The 20,230-nt window shown below is 64.8% G+C and carries 18 protein-coding genes and 1 tRNA gene; 11 read left to right on the plus strand and 8 right to left on the minus strand.

Going from position 1 to position 20,230, the window contains the following annotated elements:
* Positions 1-5: 5 nt before the first annotated feature.
* The 9 genes from MKP08_RS02250 (at position 6) to MKP08_RS02290 (ending at position 11,964) form a co-directional block, all read left to right on the plus strand.
* Positions 6-2,192: an amylo-alpha-1,6-glucosidase gene (locus MKP08_RS02250; RefSeq protein ID WP_241554710.1), complete on the plus strand. Its 2,187-nt coding sequence runs from the start codon at positions 6-8 to the stop codon at positions 2,190-2,192.
* A gap of 61 nt (positions 2,193-2,253) precedes the next feature.
* Entirely contained in the window at positions 2,254-3,588 is a 1,335-nt protein-coding gene (gene gluP / locus MKP08_RS02255; RefSeq protein WP_241554711.1) for a glucose/galactose MFS transporter, read from the plus strand.
* Between the two features lie 10 nt (positions 3,589-3,598).
* The gene (locus tag MKP08_RS02260; protein WP_241554712.1) at positions 3,599-4,600 is read left to right on the plus strand and encodes a LacI family DNA-binding transcriptional regulator; all 1,002 of its coding nucleotides are present in this window, start codon (positions 3,599-3,601) and stop codon (positions 4,598-4,600) included.
* A 90-nt stretch (positions 4,601-4,690) separates the two neighbouring features.
* The gene (locus tag MKP08_RS02265) at positions 4,691-5,470 is read left to right on the plus strand and encodes an N-acetylmuramidase domain-containing protein (protein ID WP_241554713.1); all 780 of its coding nucleotides are present in this window, start codon (positions 4,691-4,693) and stop codon (positions 5,468-5,470) included.
* Between the two features lie 40 nt (positions 5,471-5,510).
* Positions 5,511-6,986 carry a glycerol-3-phosphate dehydrogenase gene (gene glpD, locus MKP08_RS02270; RefSeq protein WP_241554714.1) on the plus strand — a complete coding sequence of 492 codons (1,476 nt, stop codon included), beginning with the start codon at positions 5,511-5,513 and terminating at the stop codon, positions 6,984-6,986.
* Positions 6,987-7,060: 74 nt separating this feature from the next.
* A complete protein-coding gene (gene putA / locus MKP08_RS02275; protein WP_241554715.1) occupies positions 7,061-10,213 on the plus strand; it encodes a bifunctional proline dehydrogenase/L-glutamate gamma-semialdehyde dehydrogenase PutA in 3,153 nt (1,050 codons plus the stop codon).
* A 57-nt stretch (positions 10,214-10,270) separates the two neighbouring features.
* Positions 10,271-10,798 carry a hypothetical protein gene (locus MKP08_RS02280; RefSeq protein WP_215227243.1) on the plus strand — a complete coding sequence of 176 codons (528 nt, stop codon included), beginning with the start codon at positions 10,271-10,273 and terminating at the stop codon, positions 10,796-10,798.
* Positions 10,799-10,867: 69 nt separating this feature from the next.
* Complete coding sequence (gene dcd / locus MKP08_RS02285; protein WP_241554716.1) at positions 10,868-11,419, plus strand: dCTP deaminase; 552 nt, start codon at positions 10,868-10,870, stop codon at positions 11,417-11,419.
* Between the two features lie 86 nt (positions 11,420-11,505).
* Positions 11,506-11,964 carry a DoxX family protein gene (locus MKP08_RS02290; RefSeq protein WP_215227241.1) on the plus strand — a complete coding sequence of 153 codons (459 nt, stop codon included), beginning with the start codon at positions 11,506-11,508 and terminating at the stop codon, positions 11,962-11,964.
* A gap of 64 nt (positions 11,965-12,028) precedes the next feature.
* Here MKP08_RS02290 and MKP08_RS02295 read toward each other — a convergent pair whose 3' ends face one another.
* Both MKP08_RS02295 and MKP08_RS02300 read right to left on the minus strand, forming a co-directional pair.
* Entirely contained in the window at positions 12,029-14,185 is a 2,157-nt protein-coding gene (locus MKP08_RS02295) for a TonB-dependent receptor (protein ID WP_241554717.1), read from the minus strand.
* A gap of 180 nt (positions 14,186-14,365) precedes the next feature.
* Positions 14,366-14,440: transfer RNA gene (locus MKP08_RS02300), tRNA-Gly, on the minus strand.
* 202 nt (positions 14,441-14,642) lie between these two features.
* On the opposite strand from MKP08_RS02300, the gene MKP08_RS02305 reads away from it, so the two are divergent.
* Both MKP08_RS02305 and MKP08_RS02310 read left to right on the plus strand, forming a co-directional pair.
* Positions 14,643-15,563 (plus strand): tetratricopeptide repeat protein, encoded by a 921-nt coding sequence (locus MKP08_RS02305; RefSeq protein WP_241555508.1) that lies wholly within the window; start codon positions 14,643-14,645, stop codon positions 15,561-15,563.
* An 8-nt stretch (positions 15,564-15,571) separates the two neighbouring features.
* Positions 15,572-16,177 (plus strand): LON peptidase substrate-binding domain-containing protein, encoded by a 606-nt coding sequence (locus tag MKP08_RS02310; RefSeq protein ID WP_241554718.1) that lies wholly within the window; start codon positions 15,572-15,574, stop codon positions 16,175-16,177.
* Between the two features lie 3 nt (positions 16,178-16,180).
* On the opposite strand, the gene MKP08_RS02315 is transcribed toward MKP08_RS02310, so the two are convergent.
* The 6 genes from MKP08_RS02315 to MKP08_RS02340 form a co-directional block, all read right to left on the minus strand.
* Complete coding sequence (locus MKP08_RS02315) at positions 16,181-16,804, minus strand: MarC family protein (protein ID WP_241554719.1); 624 nt, start codon at positions 16,802-16,804, stop codon at positions 16,181-16,183.
* An 8-nt stretch (positions 16,805-16,812) separates the two neighbouring features.
* Positions 16,813-17,487, minus strand: coding sequence for a hypothetical protein (locus MKP08_RS02320; protein ID WP_241554720.1), 675 nt, complete (start codon positions 17,485-17,487; stop codon positions 16,813-16,815).
* A gap of 14 nt (positions 17,488-17,501) precedes the next feature.
* Positions 17,502-18,395 (minus strand): bifunctional methylenetetrahydrofolate dehydrogenase/methenyltetrahydrofolate cyclohydrolase FolD, encoded by an 894-nt coding sequence (gene folD / locus MKP08_RS02325; RefSeq protein WP_241554721.1) that lies wholly within the window; start codon positions 18,393-18,395, stop codon positions 17,502-17,504.
* Complete coding sequence (locus MKP08_RS02330; protein WP_215227223.1) at positions 18,392-18,688, minus strand: YggT family protein; 297 nt, start codon at positions 18,686-18,688, stop codon at positions 18,392-18,394. Before MKP08_RS02330 ends, folD begins: the two co-directional genes overlap by 4 nt.
* Positions 18,689-18,759: 71 nt before the next feature.
* Positions 18,760-19,656, minus strand: a complete 897-nt coding sequence (gene argB / locus MKP08_RS02335; protein WP_215227222.1) for an acetylglutamate kinase — start codon at positions 19,654-19,656, stop codon at positions 18,760-18,762.
* Between the two features lie 70 nt (positions 19,657-19,726).
* Complete coding sequence (locus MKP08_RS02340; RefSeq protein WP_241554722.1) at positions 19,727-19,981, minus strand: hypothetical protein; 255 nt, start codon at positions 19,979-19,981, stop codon at positions 19,727-19,729.
* Positions 19,982-20,230 lie beyond the last annotated feature (249 nt).

Here is a 20,230-nt window from a genome sequence, read left to right on the forward strand (position 1 = left end):
CGCCGATGGAGGAACGCGCTATCCTTTCACAACCAGAACCTGCCGGCCCTGAGGATCAACATCAGGTCCAATCGGCAAGCTCGATCCAGGAACAGGAACTCCGTGCGGTCAAGCATGGCGACGCCTTTGCCCTGTTCGACCAGCACGGCGATATCGCAGCCGACGAGACCGCGCCGGAGGGCGTCTATTATCGCGATACGCGTCACCTCTCCTTTTGGCGGATGACCATATGCGGTCGCACGCCGATGCTGCTCGGGTCGGCGATAGACGACCGGGTCGACGCGCTGATCGTGGACCTTACGAACGGCAACCTCACTAACCGCGCCGGGAAACGCATTCCAAAGGAAGTGCTTCATTTCGGCAGGATCAAGTTTCTGCACGACGGCAAGGCATACGAGCGGCTGGCAGTGCGCAATTTCGACGATTGCGAACATTGCTTCAGCATCGAATTCACCCTGGGATCCGATTTCCGCGACATGTTCGAAGTACGAGGAGCGCACCGGGAAAAGCGAGGAAAGCAGCAGGAACCGCGATGTAGTGAGGCATCGGTGGAATATGCCTACACCGGCCTCGACGATATCATACGCCGTACCGCGCTATCCTTCGATCCGGTTCCCGACGCGGTCAGCTCTCACCGGGTGCGCTTCGAAGTCGTTTTGGCGCCGGGCGAACGGAAGATTTTCTATACGATGGCCGCTTTTGGCGATGCCGAGCTGGAGGAACCGGCCCGCGCGTATCTGGAGGCGTACCGGGCATTGCGCGAAGGACGGCGCGATGCGCTGGAGAGCCGTCCAGTGATCGGCTCTTCCAACACCTCTTTCGACACGATGGTCGCGCGCAGCATCGCGGACGTGACCACGCTGACCACGCAGACGCCCCAGGGTCCCGCCGCCTATGCCGGCATACCCTGGTACTGCACGCTGTTCGGGCGGGATTCGCTCATCACAGCGCTGCAAATGCTCTGGTACGACCCCTCTCTGGCGCGCGGAACCTTGTTGCGGCTGGCCGAGCTCCAGGCACGAACCGACGATCCGGTGGCCGATGCGGAAGTCGGCAAGATCCTGCATGAAACGCGGCACGGCGAAATGGCGAATACCGGCGAAGTGCCGTTTCGACATTATTACGGCAGCGTCGATTCCACGCCCCTGTTCGTGCACCTGGCGGGGGAATATTTTCGCCGGACGGGAGACGAGGATACGATCGATCGCCTGTGGCCCCATCTGGAGGCGGCCACAAGCTGGATCGATCGATCCGGCGATCGCGATGGCGACGGTTTCTTCGAATATGGGCGCCGTAATGAAAACGGCTTGCGCAATCAGGGGTGGAAGGACAGCCACGACGCGATTTCGCATGCCGACGGCCGCCTCGCCGAGGGGCCTATCGCGCTCGTCGAGATGCAGGCCTATGTCTATGGTGCCTGGCAGGCAATGGGCGACCTCGCGGCTGCCCGCGGTGGCGGAACCGCAGCCGGCGAATGGTGGGACAGGGCCGCCGATCTGAAGAGCCGGTTCGCCGATACCTTCTTCGACAGCGAGATGGGTTGCTATATTCTCGCCCTCGATGGGGAGAAGGAACCGTGCCGGGTGGTTTCCTCCAATGCAGGACATGCATTGCTGACGGGTATTGCGACCAAGGAACATGCCGAGGCGGTGGCCGCGCGGTTGTTGAAATCGGACTGTTTTTCCGGATGGGGCATCCGCACGCTGTCGCGGCGCGAAAAGCGGTACAATCCGATGAGCTACCACAACGGGTCGATCTGGCCGCACGACAACGCCTTGATCGCCGCCGGTTTCGCCCGCTACGGCTTGCAAGAGGCCGTGAATAAGGTGTTCAGCGCGTTGTTCGAGGCATCGTTCTATTTCGACCAGCAGCGTTTCCCGGAACTGTTTTGTGGCTTCGGGCGCAAATTCGGTCGCGGGCCGACGTTATACCCCGTGGCCTGCGCACCGCAGGCCTGGTCGAGCGCCGCGCCGATCTACATGATCCAGGCGATGCTCGGAATGTCGATCGAGGCCCCCGACCAGGTGCGCTTCCGCAAACCGCGTCTGCCCGAGGTCATGTCGCAATTGTCGCTCGACCGGCTGACCTGCGGTGCGGAAAGCGTCGATCTGGATGTGCGGGAGATGGGTCCGGCGACCAGCGTCTTCGTTCGCCGCGGGGACGAGGCTCTCGATATCTCGGTGATGATCTGACCGTCAGGGGGAAACCCCCGGTGAATTCCCATACGCATTGACATCCAGCTCATGGCGCAGCTTGAGTGCATCGTCGGCTGACGGTATCGCCGAACGCTTCGTGGCGGTCACGATGGGAGAGAAACCGATGAACGCACCCAGCCATACCAGGGCTGCCTTTGCCAGCGTGACCACGCTGTTCTTCGCATTTGGACTGATCACGTCGCTGGTCGACCCGCTGGTGGCGGCGGTGAAGAGCATCTTCACGCTGTCGAATTTCGAGGCGCAGCTGACCGCCTCGGCGTTCTTCATCGCGTATTTCTTCTTTGCGATTCCAGCCTCCCTCCTGGTCGCCCGGCTGCGTGCCACGCCATCGATCATGCTGGCGATCGCCTTCATGATTCTCGCCTGCCTCGTCATCATGGGCTCCGCCAATGTCGCGACCTATGTCGGCGTGCTGGCTGGGCTGTTCGTGCTCGCTGCGGGCATCACGATCCTGCAAGTCGCGGCGAACCCCCTGGCCGCGTCGCTCGGCCCGCCCGAGACCAGCCACTTCCGCCTCACCTTCAGCCAGGCGTTCAACTCGCTCGGCACCGTGGTCGGCCCGCTGCTCGGTGCAAAACTGCTGCTGGAAGGGGTGGAGACGCACGACACCGTCCTGACCGGCGCGGCGCGAACCATGGCACTGGGGTCGATCACCACCAGCTTCCTGATCATTGCCGCCATGTTGCTGGCGCTGGGCGCGTTCATCTTCTGGTCGCGCAAGCGAATCTCCGCCGCCTCTCCCATGCGGCCGAAGGCGCTATCCATCGGCGCAACGCTGTCACAAGTCGCTGGATCGCGTTGGGCGCTCCTCGGCGGGCTCGCGATCTTTCTCTATGTCGGGGCCGAGGTCGCGATCGGCACACAGATGGTGCTGTTTCTGCACGACGATTCCGTGTGGGGCATCCCGCTGCAGGACGCGGGTTATTTCGTGAGCCTGTACTGGGGCGGCGCGCTGGTCGGGCGCTTCGCCGGGTCGGCGCTGTTGCGGGTCGTCCCCGCCCCCCGGCTGCTGGCTACCGGAACCGTCGTCGCGGCGGCGCTGTGCCTGTTCGTCCTGTCGATCGGCGGCGTACCGGGCGGCTATGCCGCGCTTGCGATCGGGCTGTTCAACTCGATCATGTTCCCCGTGATCTTCACTATCACGCTCGAACGGTCCACCGCATCGGAGGCCGCAACCTCCGGCTTCCTGTGCACCTGCATTGTTGGCGGCGCAGCAATACCGCCGTTGACCGGCGCGGTCGCCGATGCCGCCGGCTATCAGAGCGCGTTCATCGTCCCCATGATTTGCTATGTGATGTTGACGCTATTCGCGCTGATGGCCGGGCGCGGCCGCACGGATATCACCCCTCCCGCGACCGCATCCGTTCACTGACGGGGTGAGCGTGACGGACAAGCGCGTCACCTCACTGGACGTCGCGGAGGCGGCGGGGGTCAGCCAATCCACCGTCTCCCGCGCGCTTTCCGGTGCCCCCTCGATCGGGATCGCGACGCGCACCCGGGTGGAAGAGATCGCGCGCCAGCTCGGCTACCACGTCGATCGCCGTGCGGCACAACTTCGCAAGGGCGAGACGGGGACCATCGCGATCGTGGTTGTGGGGCGGGCGGGCGAAGACCCGCTGGCGGTAAGCCAGTTCCATTACGCCCTGCTCGGCAGCACCTGCGCCGCCGCCGCCCAGCGGGGGCTGCGCTCGCTGGTATCCTTTCAGAGCGAGCCGGACGATTTTTTCTGGCACTACCGGGCGGAGGGCCAAGCCGACGCGCTGATCGCGATGGGGACCAGCCTCAATCGACCTGCCTGGCTGAACCTCGCCCGGGCGCGCGATGTCGGGTCGCTCGTGACATGGGGCGCCCCCTTCCCCGAACTGGTGTGGGTGCGGGCGGACAATGCGGCGGGCGGCGAAATGGCCACCAGGCACCTGATAGCGCGCGGTCGCCGCCGGATCGCGTTCGTCGGCGCGGTCGACGAACTCCACCCGCAGTTTCGCGAGCGGTTGATGGCCTATCGTTCGACGGTGGCGGAGGCCGGACTAGCACCGATCGAGGTATTGGACGCCACCGGTGAGGATCGACTGGCCCAAGGCCGGATCGCCGCGAAGACGCTGCTCGAAGGCTCTGCGCGACCCGACGCCATCTTCGCCGCCAGCGACGCAATCGCGATCGGCGTGCTGGAGGGGCTGGCACAGGGCGGCGCGAGGGTTCCGGAGGACGTCGCGGTGGTCGGCTTCGACGGGTTGGGAAGCGGGGTGCATACCAGTCCGGCGCTCACCACGATCGAGCCGGATTTCGCCCGCGCCGGGCAAATGCTTGTCTCGCAAGCTCTGGGCGACAGCGGTGCGGGAACGCGCGTGCCCGTCAATCTGGTGGTTCGCGACAGCTGCGGCTGACGAACCACGATTTTCCTACTTCGCGCCGTCGTGGCAAGGCTGCGCGCGGGTCCGGCCTGTTGGATTCGCGTAGCCGCGAAGGAGACATCCGTGCCGACCCCCATTCCAGACCGCTTCCGTGGCGCCGCGCGGGCGATGAGCGCCGGCGCGATTTGCGCGACCGCCGCCCGCCTCGATTGCGAAGAAACCGCGATCCGTGCCGTGATCGCCGTGGAAAGCCGCGGGGGATTCGACTCCTCGGGCCGTCCCGTAATCCTGTTCGAGCGGCACTATTTCCATCGGCTGACCAATGGCCGGTTCGATAGCCTTGCCCGCGGGGTCAGCCATTCCCGGCCCGGTGGATATGGGCCGACCAATTCGCAATACCGACGTCTGGCGGATGCGATGGAACTGGACCGTGCGGCCGCGCTGCGCTCCGCCAGTTGGGGCGCGTTCCAGATCATGGGCGACAATTGCGACATTTGCGGCTTCCCGAGCATCGAGGAATTCGTCGCGGCGATGTGCGAGGGGGAAGACGCACATCTCGCGGCATTTGCCGCGTTCGTCGAAAGTAGCGAGCTCGCCATTGCTCTACGACGCCATGACTGGGCAGCGTTCGCACGCGGGTACAACGGACCAGCCTATCGCCGGAACCGGTACGACGAGAAGCTTGCCACCGCTTACGCACGAGAAGGGGTACCGCCGGTGCGGACGTTGGCGATGGGAGCGCGCGGCGACGCGGTCAGGGCGCTGCAGCGTCGCCTTGCCGCGCGGGTCGATGGCGTTTTCGGCCCCGTCACCCGCGCCGCGGTTTGCGCCTTCCAGAAGGCACACGCGCTGAGCGCAGACGGTATCGCGGGCCCGAAAACCTGGAATGCCTTGCGGGGATAGCGCCCTCGCCTCTTACCGCGCGAGAGGGTATGGGCGGGCCATGCAGGATATCCTGGTTATCGGAGGGGGCGTCAACGGGGCCGGGATCGCACGCGATGCGGCGGGTCGTGGCCTCGCCGTCACGCTGGTCGAGAAAGACGATCTGGCCGCTCACACCAGTTCCGCCAGCACGAAGCTGGTCCATGGCGGGCTGCGCTATCTTGAGCAGTACGAGTTCCGCCTGGTACGCGAAGCGCTGGCCGAACGCGAAGTGCTGCTGCGGATCGCGCCGCATATCGTCTGGCCGCTACGCTTCGTGCTGCCGCACGATGCCGGCCTGCGACCGCGCTGGATGCTGCGCGTCGGGCTGTTCCTTTACGACCGGATCGGCGGGAAACGGACCCTGCCGGGCAGCCGCGGCGTCGACCTGAGCAAGCCGCCCCACGGCGGCGTGCTGCAGGACCGGCTGAAGCGCGGCTTCGAATATTCGGACTGCTGGGTCGAGGATAGCCGCCTGACCGTGCTGAATGCGATGGACGCATCCGAGCGCGGCGCGGATATCCGCACGCGCACCGAATGCATCGCGCTGGAGCGGATTGCGGACGGCTGGCACGCGACGCTCTCGAGCGGCGAGACAATCGCGGCGCGCGCGGTGGTCAACGCGGCAGGCCCGTGGATGGACGATGTCGCCGCGATGGGCGGCGTGAACGAGGCGCACCTGCGGCTGGTGAAGGGTAGCCACCTGATCGTCCGGCGTCAGTTCGAGGGCGAGCAGGCCTATATCTTCCAGAACGGCGACGGACGGATCTGCTTCGCCATTCCCTACGAGCACGATTACACGCTGATCGGCACCACCGACCAGTTGTTCGAAGGGGACCGGAACGATCCCGAGATAAGCGCCCGCGAGCAAACCTATCTGCTCGATGCCGTGAACGAATACTTTGCCGACCCGGTCACCCCGGACGATATCGTCTCGACCTATTCCGGTATCCGCCCGCTCTACGAAGACGAATCGGCCAGCAACTCGACGGTCACCCGCGACTATGTTTTCGCGATCGATGCGGCCGATGGCGCCGCGCCGCTGCTGTCAGTCTATGGCGGCAAGATCACCACCTATCGCCGGCTCGCCGAACATGCGCTGGAGAAGCTGGCCGCGCATCTCACCGTTTCGGGGGAGGAGTGGACGGGCAACGCGCCCCTGCCGGGCGGACGCATGCCCGACGGCTTCGACGCATTCGTGGCCGATGCGGCCCGCCGTTATCCCTGGATGGGTCCCCGCATGCGGCTGCGGCTCGCCCGCGCCTATGGCAATCGGATGCACCGCTGGCTCGGCGAGACGCATGGCATGGCCGACCTCGGCGCGCGCATGGGCGGCGATCTCTACGCCGCCGAACTCGCCTATCTGGCGGAGCATGAATTCGCCCGGACGGCGCAGGATGCGCTATGGCGACGATCCAAGCTCGGCCTGCATTTGACGGCTGGAGAGATCGAGCGAGTGGAGCGCTGGTTCCAGGAGCAATATCCAGACTTCGCTTGATTGTGCATGGAACGGGGCCATGTGATGGGGATTGTCAGTGCGACTCCGCACACCTCCGACCCCATAAGGAATTCATGTCCGCACCCTTGCCGCTCGACCGTACCCGCATCCGCAAAGCATACCGGATGGAAGAGAACGCCTGCATCGAGGAACGGCTGCGACAAGCGCAGGCGGCGCATGATCGCCATGCCGAAACGTCGAAGCTGGCGGTCGCGCTGGTGGAGAATGCCCGCAGCCGCGATGTCGGTGGAATCGACGCGTTTCTCCATACCTATGGCCTTGCAACCGAGGAGGGCATCGCCCTCATGTGTCTGGCCGAGGCGTTGCTGCGCGTGCCCGACGGCGCCACCGCCGATGCCCTGATCCGCGACAAGATCGGCGAAATCGACTGGCGCGAGCATCTGGGCGAATCGAGCTCCACCTTCGTCAATGCCGCGACCTTTTCCCTCATGCTGACCGGCGAAGTGCTGGAAAAGCCGAAGGTTTCGCAAAAGGGCATGCGCAAGACGCTGCGCCAGACGGTCAATCGGCTGGGTGAACCGGTCATCCGCACTGCTACGCTACAGGCGATGCGCATCCTCGGCGGGCAGTTCGTGTTCGGCCGTACGATGGGCGAAGCGTTCAAGCGCGCCGCACCCGAACGCGCAAAGGGCCTGACCCACAGCTTCGACATGCTCGGCGAGGCGGCGATGACATTCGCCGACGCCGAGCGGTATCGCCTCGCCTATCAGGACGCGATCGAGCGGCTGGCGAACGAGAGCGACGGCACCGTCACCGGTAGCCCGGGCATCTCGGTCAAGCTGACGGCACTCTATCCCAAATACGATTTCTTCCACGCCGACGCGGCGCATGATGCGCTGATCCCGATCCTGACCGATCTCGCCAGCCAGGCGCGCGACGCCAACATCCATTTCAATATCGACGCCGAGGAAGCCGAGCGGCTGGAACTGTCGCTCGACGTGTTCGAGACGCTGGCGGCGGACGATGCGCTGTTCGAACGCGAGGACGGCACGCGCTGGGAAGGGTTCGGCCTGGTCATTCAGGCGTACCAGAAGCGCGGCGTTCCGCTGTGCGAATGGGTCGCCAAGCTTGCCCGTCGCCATGATCGCCGCTTTATGTGCCGGCTGGTCAAGGGTGCCTATTGGGATACGGAGATCAAGGTGAGCCAGGTCGGCGGCTATACCGATTTCCCCGTTTTCACCCGCAAGATCGCGACCGATGTATCCTACCTCGCCTGCGCCAAGGCGCTGCTGGAGGCGCAGGATGCGATCTACCCTGCCTTTGCCACGCACAACGCCTACACGATCGCGGCGATTAAGACGATGGCGGGCGCAGCCGGACGCCGGAACGAGGACGAGGCTTCCTACGAGTTCCAGCGCTTGCACGGCATGGGGGAAGAACTCTACGCCGCGCTGGCCGAGAAGGAAGGCAATGCACGCACGCCGGTGCGGATTTACGCGCCGGTGGGCAATCACAAGGATCTGCTCGCCTATCTGGTGCGTCGCCTGCTGGAGAACGGGGCCAACAGCTCCTTCGTCAACCGCATGGCGGATTCCGATATTCCGGCTGAGGAGCTGGCGGAGGATCCGGTGGCGAAGCTCGCCGCGATGGAGCCCAAGCGCAATCCCGAAATTCCCCTGCCGCGTGACATCTTCCCCGGCCGGATCAACAGCGCCGGGATCGATCTTTCGGATCCGCTGGTGCGCGAGCCGTTGCTCGACCGGTTGAGGAAGCTGGAGAGCGAACACTGGTTCGCCGGCCCCACCTTCCCCAGCAACGATCCGGGCGAAATGGCACCGATCAACGCGCCGCAGGATTTGGGCGACGAAGTCGGAACGCGGCGCGACGCGACCGAGGGCGAAGTCGCCTTCGCCATCACCGAGGCGCGCAACATCCAGCCCGGCTGGAATGCGCTGGGCGGCGAGAAACGCGCGGTGCTGCTCGAAGCGTGCGCCGACATGTTCGAGGAACACTCCGACGAATTCCTGAGCCTGTGCCGCCGGGAGGCGGGCAAGACCATCCTCGATGCCGTGCTGGAACTGCGCGAGGCGGTCGATTTCCTGCGCTATTATGCCAATCAGGCGCGCGAGAAGTTCGAACATCCGGTGCCGTTCCCCGGCCCTACCGGTGAAGAAAACCGGATGACGATGGCGGGCCGCGGGGTCTTCGCCACCATCAGTCCATGGAACTTCCCGCTCGCGATCTTCACCGGCCAGGCGGCGGCAGCGCTCGCTGCTGGCAATACCGTGGTGGCGAAGCCGGCCGAACAGACGCCGCTAGTCGCGGCGTTCGCGGTCAAGCTGTGTCACGAGGCGGGTATCCCGCCCGAGGCGTTCCAACTCCTGCCCGGCTCCGGCGAAGTGGGCCAGTTCATCACGAACGACGTGCGCCTCGCTGGCGTGTGCTTCACCGGCAGCACCGGCACCGCGCAGGCCATCAACCGCGTGCTGGCCGCGCGCGAGGGACCGATTGCGACCTTGATCGCCGAGACCGGTGGTCAGAACGCGATGATCGTCGATTCGACCGCCCTGCCCGAACAGGTCACGCGCGACGTCGTCGCCTCGGCGTTCCAGAGCGCGGGTCAGCGCTGTTCGGCCCAGCGGATGCTGTACATCCAGGACGACGTCTATGACGAGATGCTGGAGATGATCCGGGGTGCCTTCGAGGTGCTCGAAGTCGGCGACCCCGCCGAGTTCAGCACCGATGTCGGCCCGGTGATCGACACTGACGCGAAGGCCGCGCTGGAACGCCACGTCGCTCGGCGCAAGAAGGCGGGGCACACGATCTGGCGCCGCCGCCTGCCGCGCAAGCTGTCCAAGGGGTGCTTCGTCGCACCGACGATCATGGAACTGCGCTCGATCTCCGACCTGAGGCGCGAGAATTTCGGGCCCGTGTTGCACGTCGCGCGTTTTCATTCGAGCGAGCTCGGCCAGGTGGTGGAGGATATCAACGACATGGGTTACGGGCTAACGGCTGGCCTCCACAGTCGTCTCGACAGCACGCGCCGGTTCGTCGAGGAGCGGATCAAGGTCGGCAATTTCTACGTCAACCGCAACCAGATCGGCGCGGTCGTGGGCAGCCAGCCCTTCGGCGGTGAGGGTCTGTCAGGGACCGGCCCCAAGGCGGGCGGGCCGCACTATATCGATCGCTTCGCGGTCGAGCGGGTCGTAACCATCGACACCACCGCGGCGGGGGGCAACGCCACGCTACTGGCGCAAGGCAGCTAATCCATGGCCGATTTGCCCGGTTACAAGCACCGGGCGGATCGGCTATGAAGCGACCCCATGGGACGGGTTTGCAAGCTGCTTTTGGCGATTGTCGCCCTGTGCTGGGCCCAGGCGGCGTTCGCGCAGGTCACGATCCATTTCCATTCGTTCAACGGCTCGGTGCTGTTCGGTCGCTATCCGCACACTTTCGTTGTGCTCGACGGCACGCTGGAAGAGACGGGTGAGCCGATCGACGAGAACTACGGCTTCACCGCGAAGAGCATCTCTCCCGCGATTCTGGTCGGCCCGGTCGATTCGATGATCTTCGTCGAGAAGCAGGATCAGATCGACCGCACCAATGAACATTTCTCCGTTGCGCTGACCGACGCGCAATATTGGCAGATCAGATCGGAAGTCGCGCGCTGGCGCGCCGATCCGGTGAAATCCTACGACCTGAACAAACGCAATTGCCTGCATTTCGTGGGCGCACTCGCGCAGATCGCGGGCCTGAAGGTCGCCTATCCGCCGAGCCTTATAAAGAAGCCGACGCACTGGCTGAACTATCTCGCGCGGATCAATCCGCAGCTTAACGCGCCGCAAATCTGATCCCTCGCCGAGGGGGATAAGGGCGCGATGCGGATTGCTCCGCCGCGCGTGTTGGGGAATCGTCGCACCATGATTCTTTCCGACAAATGGATCCGCGACGCGGCCCGCAACCGCGACATGATCGAACCGTTCGAGGAATCGCAGCGGCGCGACGGCTGCATCTCCTATGGCCTGTCTTCCTACGGCTACGACGCCCGAGTGGCGGACGAGTTCAAGATCTTCACCAATGTCGATTCGGCGGTGGTCGATCCGAAGGATTTCGCCAGCAACAGCTTCGTCGACCGGAAGACCGACGTTTGCGTGATCCCGCCCAACTCCTTCGCGCTCGCCCGGACGGTCGAATATTTCCGCGTGCCGGAGGACGTGCTGGTCATCTGCCTGGGCAAGAGCACCTATGCGCGCTGCGGCATCATCGTGAACGTGACCCCGCTCGAACCCGGGTGGGAGGGGCATGTGACCCTGGAGTTCTCCAATACCACGCCGCTGCCTGCGCGCATCTATGCCAACGAGGGGGCGTGCCAGTTCCTGTTCCTGCAAGGCAATGAACGGCCCGAAGTGACCTATGCGGACCGGGCCGGCAAATATATGGGCCAGCGCGGCGTGACCCTCCCCCGCCTCTGACGCACGGAACCGTATCGTCTTTCGAGCGATGAACTGCTCGAGAGCCGTGAGCAAGCGTGCGCGCGGCGGGTGTGGGAGCCCGATCAATGTCCACAATCGCCGCCGTCATCGGCCGTATCTTCATCGCCGCGCTGTTCGTCGTGTCGGGAGCCAACAAGCTTCTCGCACCCGAACCGGTGCAGCAATTGCTGCAATCCACCAACCTGCCCGCCAATCTCGCCATGCCGATCGGCATCTTCGAAATCGTCGCCGGGCTGCTCCTGGCGCTTGGCCTGCTGACCCGGCTTGTCGCACTGGTGCTCGCCATATTCACGCTGGGCACCATCTTCTTCGTGCATAACCAGTTCGGCGATTACGAGCAGGGCACACAGGCGCTCAAGAACCTCGCCATCACCGGGGGATTGCTGATGGTGTTCGCCTTCGGCCAGGTACGCGGCTCGCTCGACTACTATCGCGACCGCAACCGTACGCGAGAAGCCGAGCTTCGGGCGGCGCGCGCAGAAGGGCGGGCCGAGGGTGCGGAAGCCGCTCATCGCCACGACTGATACGAGAGCGGGCGCGCACCGGCCTGACCGATGCGCGCCCGCAGCGTGACGACAGTCCGACCGATTAGAAGTCGAAGCGGGCCGATACGCGGAAGTCGCGACCCGACAGCGGTGCGTAATCCTTCAGGAATGACGCATGGCGCCGCGCGTTCACGTCGAAGATGTTGTTCGCCGACAGGGCCAGGCTGAGCGGGCTACCGGCTCCCCACGGGTGCAGGTTCACCTCGGCGTTGACGAGCGTGTAGCCGTCTGTCGCGGTCTCGAAGTCGGAGATTCGGTCCTGCTCGAACGCATGCTCGACTTCGCCGCGAACGTCGAAATTCCCGGTCTTCACGGTCACGCCGCCCAGCAGGCGGAGCGGCGGGATGCGCGGTGCCGGACCGACGTTTTCGATGGTTGCGTGAACGTAGTCCGCCAGGCCATCGACCGCCAGAGAGGTGGTGCCGAACCGTGCGAGTGTCGCCGAACCCTGGATTTCGAAGCCGTAATAGCGCGCGTCCGACTGACGGAACTGATAGACCGGCAGGCCATCTTCGATCTCGCCGGTCTGGTCCTCATAGATGAAGTCGTTGAACCAGGTGTAATAGGCCGAGGCTTCGAGCGAATAACCGTCACCGCCGGCCCGCAGGATCCCCTCCACGCCCCATGATTTCTCGAGCCCGAAGTCGGGGTCGCCGACCTCGAACGCCTGCGTGCCCGCATGCGGGCCGTTGGCGAACAGTTCCTCGGCCGCCGGAGCGCGCTCGTTATGCGAGACGTTCACACCGAAGCGCACGCCGTCCGCGAAGCCATACGATGCGCCGACCGATCCGGAAATGGCATCGAAGCTGCGGCTGCCATCGAAGAATTGCGGCTGATCGGGGAGCGGCTGACCCTGGAGCTTGGTGTGTTCGTAGCGCGCACCCGCTTCGAACTTCAACGCCCCGTAATCGAACTGCTGCAGCGTGAACGCGCCGACCTGCTCGGTGCTGTTCTTGGGCAGGAAAGCCTCCTCGCCCTCGACGTTGAAATCGCGGATGTAGAACTGGCCGCCGGTCACGCCGCGCCAAGCGCCTTTCTGCGCCTGGGTCAGCTCCAGCCGCCCTTCCATGCCTTGGTTGTAGAACGCGGTGCCGACCTCGCCATCCTCTTCCAGTTCGAAGTGGCGATATTTGGCGTAGCCGAACCGGGCGCCGATCTTGTCCAGCAAGCCGCCGCCGACATTCACTTCCGCCCGCGCGTCCACGCGGTTCTGTTTCAGGTCCAGCCGGGGCCCTTCCTGCTCCTGACCCGGCTCGGTCGCGAAGCGGATCGGCACCCCGTAGAGACTGTCATAGTGCTTGTAGGACAGCGCGAAGCTGCCGCCGTCGTTGATGTAGGCAACGCCGCCGCCTGCCGTCCACGTCTCGGACGCGGAATTGGGCAGCGTGCCCTCGACCGCCGCATTGGCAGCGAAGTCGATCGGCTCTTCCGCGGTGGGATCGGCCGGCAAAGTGGCCGACGCGAGCGCTTGGCGGCGCAGTTCCGGGGTCAACGCATAGCCCCCGATGTCGAGATCGTCGGTCTTGAGATAGCTACCGTCGGCGTGCAGGACCAAGTGATCCGACAGCGCGAAATCGGCCGATGCCCCGCCCGAACGCTCGTTCGCCGCAGAGCCATAGGTGGCGATGGCGCCCAGTTTGATCCGGTCAGCCGGAACGGTGGTCGGCAGGCTGTTGTCAATCACGTTGACCACCCCGCCGATTGCGGAGGAACCGTACAGGAGGGATTGCGGCCCGCGCAGCACCTCGATCCGTTCCGCCGTCAGCGGGTTCACGACGACGGCGTGGTCGACGGACGTGTTCGACACGTCGACGGAGCCGAGGCCGTTGGTAAGCACGCGGACCCGCTCGCCCTGCAAACCGCGCAGGACCGGGCGCGACGCACTCGGGCCGAACGAAGTCGCCGAAACACCCGGCGTATCGTTCAGCGTTTCGCCGAGGGACGGACGGATCGCCTGCGTCAGCTCTTCTCCGTCCACCACCGAAACGCCGGACAGGAAATCCTGCCGCTGCCGTTCCAGAACGCCGGTGACGATGATTTCTACCTGACGGCTCTGCTCGGATACGTGGCCATAGTCGGTGGCGCTCTCTTCGCTTTGCGCACTGTCCGAACTGTCGCTTTGCTGAGCGAACGCCGGCGTCGCGGCCAGTCCGGCGGCGAGTGCGAAAAGGGAAAGTGTGCCGGAGCGAGCGATTTGCATCGTGAGCTTAATCCTTGATTTAACGAGTGTGACCGATCGGCGAAGACCCAACGCTTCGCCCTAAATGTTATGTGGTAACATTCCACGGCGCGTTAAACAGAGGGCGACCGGAATTGCAACAGCAAATGACCGCCGCGCACACGCTCGTACCCGCAGGTACCGTTTCGACTGGAAGGAAAATGGAGCGGGCGAGGCGATTCGAACGCCCGACCCCAACCTTGGCAAGGTTGTGCTCTACCCCTGAGCTACGCCCGCTCACTGACGCTCGACCGGGTCTGATGGACAGGCCCGTCGGGGAAGCGCGCGCCTAGCAGTGTGCCGGATTCGCCGCAAGGGCAAAATTCGCGAAGCCTGCGTGCCCCTTCACTTTGTCCGTTCCAGCGCCCACATGGGCAGCGCGATCGAGCCCGCCGTTGCGGGCACACCGAGAATTGATAGGGGAAGCAAATTGGCCAGCATGGGTCTCAATCTGGACGAACAGAAAGCCGTCGACCGTTTCCGGCAGGACGTGGTCGAACCGAGCATGAAGAAGCTCGTGATCCTCGATTTCTGGGCCGAATGGTGCGGCCCGTGCAAGGCGCTGGCCCCGGTGCTGGAGAAGGTCGCTGCGGATTACGCGGACAAGGGCGTGGTGCTGGCCAAGCTCGACGTGGACAAGGAGCAGTTCATCGCCAGCCAGTTCCAGGTGCAATCCATCCCCACCGTCTACGCGCTGTTCCAAGGCCAGCCGGTCGCCGATCTGACCAGCGCGCGGACTGAGAGTCAGCTGAAGCAGATGCTCGACCAGATTCTCGCCCAATTGCCCATCGAAGCGGGCGATGACGATGCGGCGCCGGGCCAGGCAGGCCGGCAGCAGCAGGATATCGCGCAGTTCGTCGCGATGGGCGAGCAGGTGCTTGCCGATGGCGAGGCGGAGCGCGCCGCCGGTATCTTCCAGCAGGTGATCGAGATGGAGCCGGGCAATGTGGCCGCGCAGGCAGGGCTGATTCGTGCGCTGGTAACGGCCGACCGGGTCGAGGAAGCGCAGGCTGCGCTCGCCGCGCTGCCGGACGACGTGGCCAAGGACCCGCAGATCGATCAGGTGCGCAGCGCGCTCGATTTCGCCGGTAGCGAAGTCGACGAAGCCGAACTCGACCGGTTGCGCCTGGCGGCGGACGTCAACGCTCCGGAAACGCAGATCGAATTCGCCGAGGCCGCCTTTGCGGCAGGACATCGCGACGAGGCCGCCGATGTGCTGCTGCAGATGATCGAGACCGACCGCGAATGGAACGATGGTGCCGCACGCACCAGTCTGCTCAAGATATTCGAGGCGATCGGGCTGGAAGATCCCTGGGTGGTGACCACACGGCGTCGGCTCAGCAAGATCCTGTTCGGATAAGCAGGCGCGTGCGTCTTTCGATCTTCCCCCTGTCCGGCGCGATCCTGTTCCCGGGTCTGCAATTGCCGCTCCACATGTTCGAGCCGCGTTACCGGGCGCTGGTCGGCGATGCGCTGGCGCGCGATCGGCGGATCGCTATGATCCAGCCCAACCCGGCGGTGAAGGACGCACCGCTGTTCCAGGTTGGCTGCGTCGGGCGGATCGGCGAGGTCGAGGCGCTCGACGACGGACGCTACAACCTGGTGCTGGAAGGGGAATCGCGCTTTCGGCTGGTGCGCGAGCTCGATGTCACCACCGCGTTCCGGCAGGTCGAAGGCGAGCTGATAGACGATGACGAGGACGCGGTGCTGTCCAGCGTCGAACGGGCAGGGTTCGAGCAGGAGGCGCGCCGTTTCGCCGATTCGCAAGGCTATGCGGTCGACTGGGATTCGGTGGAACGGCTCGACGACCAGTCGCTGATTAACGGGGTCAGCCAGATCGCGCCGTTCGATCCGGCTGCGAAACAGGCGCTGCTGGAGGCACCCGATCTCGGCACCCGATGCGAACTGCTGATTCAGCTGATGCAGTTCTTCGGCCGCCACGATGGCGGCGACGACCGCGTCACCTTGCAGTAGCGGTTAAATCCCGAACGAGCCCTTCAGGCCGTCGATGACATATTGCGCGGCCAATGCGGCGAGCAGCACACCGAGCAGGCGGGTGATGACCGCTTCCACCCGCGCGCCGAAGACCTTCATGATCGGGCCAGCGGCGATCAGCGCGACAGCCGTGATGACCAGCACGGCTGCGAGTGCACTAAGGACCACCAGCGTACCCTGCACCCCCCGGGCATTGTTGGTCAGCAGCATGATCGCAGCGATCGCGCCCGGTCCGGCCAGCATCGGCATCGCCATCGGGAAGATCGAGACATCCTCCACCTCGGGCGTGGCCAGGACCTTCTCCGCGCGTTCCTCGCGCCGCTGGGTGCGCTTCTCGAACACCATCTCGAACGCGATCCAGAACAGCATCAGCCCGCCCGCGATGCGAAAGCTGTCGAGCTCGATATGCAACGCGCCGAGCAATTGCTCGCCGAACAATGCGAAGACGAGCAGGATGCCTGCCGCGATGACGCAAGCACGGATCGCCATGTTGCGTGCTTCGGCCGCGCTCGCTCCCTTGGTCAGCCCGGCATAGATCGGGGCGCAACCGGGCGGGTCGACGATCACGAACAGCGTGATGAAGGCGGAGATGAAGAGGTTCAGCACGGCGGCGGTCAGTCGTTCGTCGTCACCGCGTCGTCAACCACCGATTGCATCGCGCCATCGGTCAGGAAGCCCACCGTGACTTGCCGGGCACCGGAGGCAGACCCGGCGTAATCGACCACCAGCGTATTGTCGTCCGAAGCGATGCGTGTGGTGGCGGGATCGGCGACGAGCTGCGCCGCAGGCGCACCGCAATCGGCGACCTTGGCGGCAATCATCTCCGGCTTTTCCTCTGCGGCATCCGGATAAGCGAAATCGAGCACCCAACGATAATCGCCGTCCTTCTGGCGATGCCAGACGGTATCGAACGTCCCCTGCACCCCGCCCGGCTCGCTGTAGGTTCCGCGCGTTACTGCCAGCGAACCGTCGCAGCTGCTCCAAACGGCATAGGGTTCCCACGAAACCGCTTGCGCGGGATCGGTCTGCTGTTTGAGCCAAGGTATTGCCGCGATCGCCCCGCCAAGGCCCAGGATCACCGCCCCCTCGCCCGCATATTCGCGGAACGCGGTCCACTGCCCCTCGGTTCGGGCGGCCTGGGCGAAGGCGAGCTCGGTCGCGATCACCTTGCTCGGATTGGCGACATCGCCGACCAGTCGATCGTAGCGGTCGCGCGACATGCCGGACGTGGCGCAGGCGGAAAGGCCGAGCGCGGCGGCAAGGCAGGCGAGAGCGGCAGTCGGCTTCATCGTAACCCCCGGTTCTAGAGATCCGTCGGCGCGTCGAGCCCTGCATGGGCATGTGCGGCGACCAGCGTGTTGCGCAGCAGTACCGCGATCGTCATCGGACCAACCCCGCCCGGCACCGGCGTGATCGCGCCCGCCCGGGCACTCGCTCCTGCGAAATCGACATCGCCGACCAGGCGGCCCTTCTCCTCGCCAGCGGCAGGCGCGAGCCTGTTGATCCCGACATCAATCACGGTGGCGCCGTCCTTCAGCCAATCGTCCCGCACCATCTCCGCCCGACCGACGGCAGCGACGACGATATCGGCGCGGCGCACGACTGCGGGCAGGTCCTTCGTCCGGCTATGCGCGATAGTGACGGTCGCGTTGGCGTCGAGCAGCAACTGCGCCATCGGTTTGCCCACGATATTGGAGCGGCCGATCACCACCGCTTCCAGCCCCGAGAGATCGCCCAAGCGGTCGGTCAGCAGCATCATGCAGCCCAGCGGGGTGCATGGCACGAAACCGGTGCTGCCGGTCGCGAGCCGACCCGCATTGATGACGTGGAAGCCATCCACGTCCTTGTCCGGATCGATCGCGGCGATCACCGCCTGCGCATCGATGTGGCCGGGCAAAGGAAGCTGTACCAGGATACCGTCGACTGCCTCGTCCGCGTTCAGCTTCTCGACCAGAGCGACCAGCGCGGCTTGCGAGGTATCGTCCGGCAAGCGGTGCTCGAAGCTGTCCATGTTCGCTGCCAGCGTCGCCTTCCCCTTGCTGCGGACATAGACCTGGCTTGCCGGGTCATCCCCCACCAGCACCACGGCGAGGCCCGCCTTGCGCCCCGCCGCGGTCTGGAAATCGGCGGCTACGGCACCGACCCGTTCGCGCAGCTTGGCCGCGAATGCCTTCCCGTCGATGATGTCCGCGCTCAAGCGACACCCCCGATGAGACCGCGCAGGACGATGAGGATGATCTGGAGAAGGATGATCAGCACCAGCGGCGAGAAATCGATCGCGCCGGTTGCAGGCATGCGTCGCCGGATGGGGGCCAGCAGCGGCTCGAGCAGTGCGTTGATCGAGTTATAGACCTGCGACATGAACTGGTTGCTCGGGCTGATCACGTTGAACGCGAACAGCAGACCGATCACGAACTGGACGATGATCAGCATGACGAACACGTTCGTCAGCATCGCGACGATATCGTAGAGGGTAAGAAGGGCTTGCATATCGGTTCCTGTATCCGGCGGGCGTCTTGGCGAAGTAATACACCTGCGACGCTCGCTCAAGGGATTGGGCGCTATTTGTGGACCAGCGTCCCTGCCCCACGGCTGGTGAAGAATTCGAGCAACATGGCGTGCGGCACGCGTCCGTCGAGCACCACTGCGGCATCGCACCCTGCTTCGACCGCGGAAACGCACGTCTCCAGCTTGGGGATCATCCCGCCGGTGATGGTACCCTCCTCGCGCAGCGTCGCGATACCAGCCGGGGTCAGGTCGGTCAGCAATTCGCCGTCCCCGCCCAGCACGCCCGCCACGTCGGTCAGCAGGAACAACCGCGCCGCGCCCAGCGCTCCGGCCAGCGCGCCTGCCATGGTATCGGCATTGATGTTGTAGGTTTCGCCACCCTCCCCGGCACCGATCGGCGCGACCACGGGGATCATCCCCGCCGCGCTGGCCGTGTCGAGGATGGTGGTATCGACATGTGTCGGATCGCCCACGAAGCCGAGGTCGAGCACCTGCTCGATCTGGCTGTCGGGATCGCGCGTGGTGCGCTGCACCTTGGTCGCCGTGACGAGGCCACCGTCCTTGCCGGATATGCCCATCGCCTTGCCGCCCGCCTGCGCGATCCAGCCGACCAGTTCCTTGTTGATCGCCCCGGAGAGGACCATTTCCGCGACCTCCGCGGTCGCCTTGTCCGTCACGCGCAGGCCATCGACGAAGGTGCTTTCCACCCCCAGCCGTTTCAGCATCGCACCAATCTGCGGGCCGCCACCATGGACGACCACCGGATTGATGCCGACCGCCTTCAGCAACACGATGTCCTGCGCGAATTCACGCGCGGCCTTGGGGTCGCCCATGGCATGGCCACCGTATTTCACCACGAAAGTGCGACCGGCATAGCGCTGGAAATAGGGCAGCGCGTCGATCAGCACTTCGGCCTTGGCGAGCATGGCCGCGTTCCCGTTCGCATTCATCGCATGCATTCCTTCCGCGTCGCGTCGCCGGCGCGCTTAGCGGTTCGCCGCGATGGGGGAAAGCCGCCGCTTAGTTGGCAGGCGTTTCGGCAGCGGTGACCGGCTGATCCATCTGCTGCTCCGTGGCGTTCGGTTCGCCCGGTTGCGGCAGATCCTGATTGAGCCGCTCCTGCTGCGTGGTCACGGCGGAATCGGCGAGTTCGACATCGTCGGTATCGCCGTCGGCATTGAAATAGATCGCGACCACACCGACCGCGAGCAATACGATCAAGGCAACCCAGATCCAGCGGGTTTTCGGTGTGCTATCGGGGACCGGGTCGGACATGATGGGCTCCTATCGGAATGGTTGGAAAATGGAGCGGGCGCGGTCGGCCCGTTCGATCAATCAACGACAGCGGCACACACCCGTTCCGCGCTCTAGCTGGCCCGCTCAGTTCCGCTTGTCATGGTTCTGAGCCTCGAGAGCCCAAGGATTAGCGGACTGCTTGCTTTCGTGTCTGCCGTGGGCTTCCTTGCCATCGCTCGTGGCCTCATCGAGCGATGGCACGCTGCAATAGGCAGTCAGCAGGATGCC

The sequence above is a fragment of the Erythrobacter sp. LQ02-29 genome, assembly GCF_022576075.2.
Lineage (GTDB): Bacteria > Pseudomonadota > Alphaproteobacteria > Sphingomonadales > Sphingomonadaceae > Alteriqipengyuania.

Excerpts from the sequence above, each read along its gene's own strand:
- MKP08_RS02250 (WP_241554710.1), top strand. The coding sequence starts at position 6 with ATGGAGGAACGCGCTATCCTTTCACAACCAGAACCTGCCGGCCCTGAG.
- glpD (WP_241554714.1), top strand. The coding sequence starts at position 5,511 with ATGCAGGATATCCTGGTTATCGGAGGGGGCGTCAACGGGGCCGGGATC.
- putA (WP_241554715.1), top strand. The coding sequence starts at position 7,061 with ATGTCCGCACCCTTGCCGCTCGACCGTACCCGCATCCGCAAAGCATAC.
- MKP08_RS02280 (WP_215227243.1), top strand. The coding sequence starts at position 10,271 with ATGGGACGGGTTTGCAAGCTGCTTTTGGCGATTGTCGCCCTGTGCTGG.
- dcd (WP_241554716.1), top strand. The coding sequence starts at position 10,868 with ATGATTCTTTCCGACAAATGGATCCGCGACGCGGCCCGCAACCGCGAC.
- MKP08_RS02290 (WP_215227241.1), top strand. The coding sequence starts at position 11,506 with ATGTCCACAATCGCCGCCGTCATCGGCCGTATCTTCATCGCCGCGCTG.
- MKP08_RS02295 (WP_241554717.1), bottom strand. The coding sequence starts at position 14,185 with ATGCAAATCGCTCGCTCCGGCACACTTTCCCTTTTCGCACTCGCCGCC.
- MKP08_RS02305 (WP_241555508.1), top strand. The coding sequence starts at position 14,643 with ATGGGTCTCAATCTGGACGAACAGAAAGCCGTCGACCGTTTCCGGCAG.
- MKP08_RS02320 (WP_241554720.1), bottom strand. The coding sequence starts at position 17,487 with ATGAAGCCGACTGCCGCTCTCGCCTGCCTTGCCGCCGCGCTCGGCCTT.
- MKP08_RS02330 (WP_215227223.1), bottom strand. The coding sequence starts at position 18,688 with ATGCAAGCCCTTCTTACCCTCTACGATATCGTCGCGATGCTGACGAAC.
- argB (WP_215227222.1), bottom strand. The coding sequence starts at position 19,656 with ATGAATGCGAACGGGAACGCGGCCATGCTCGCCAAGGCCGAAGTGCTG.
- MKP08_RS02340 (WP_241554722.1), bottom strand. The coding sequence starts at position 19,981 with ATGTCCGACCCGGTCCCCGATAGCACACCGAAAACCCGCTGGATCTGG.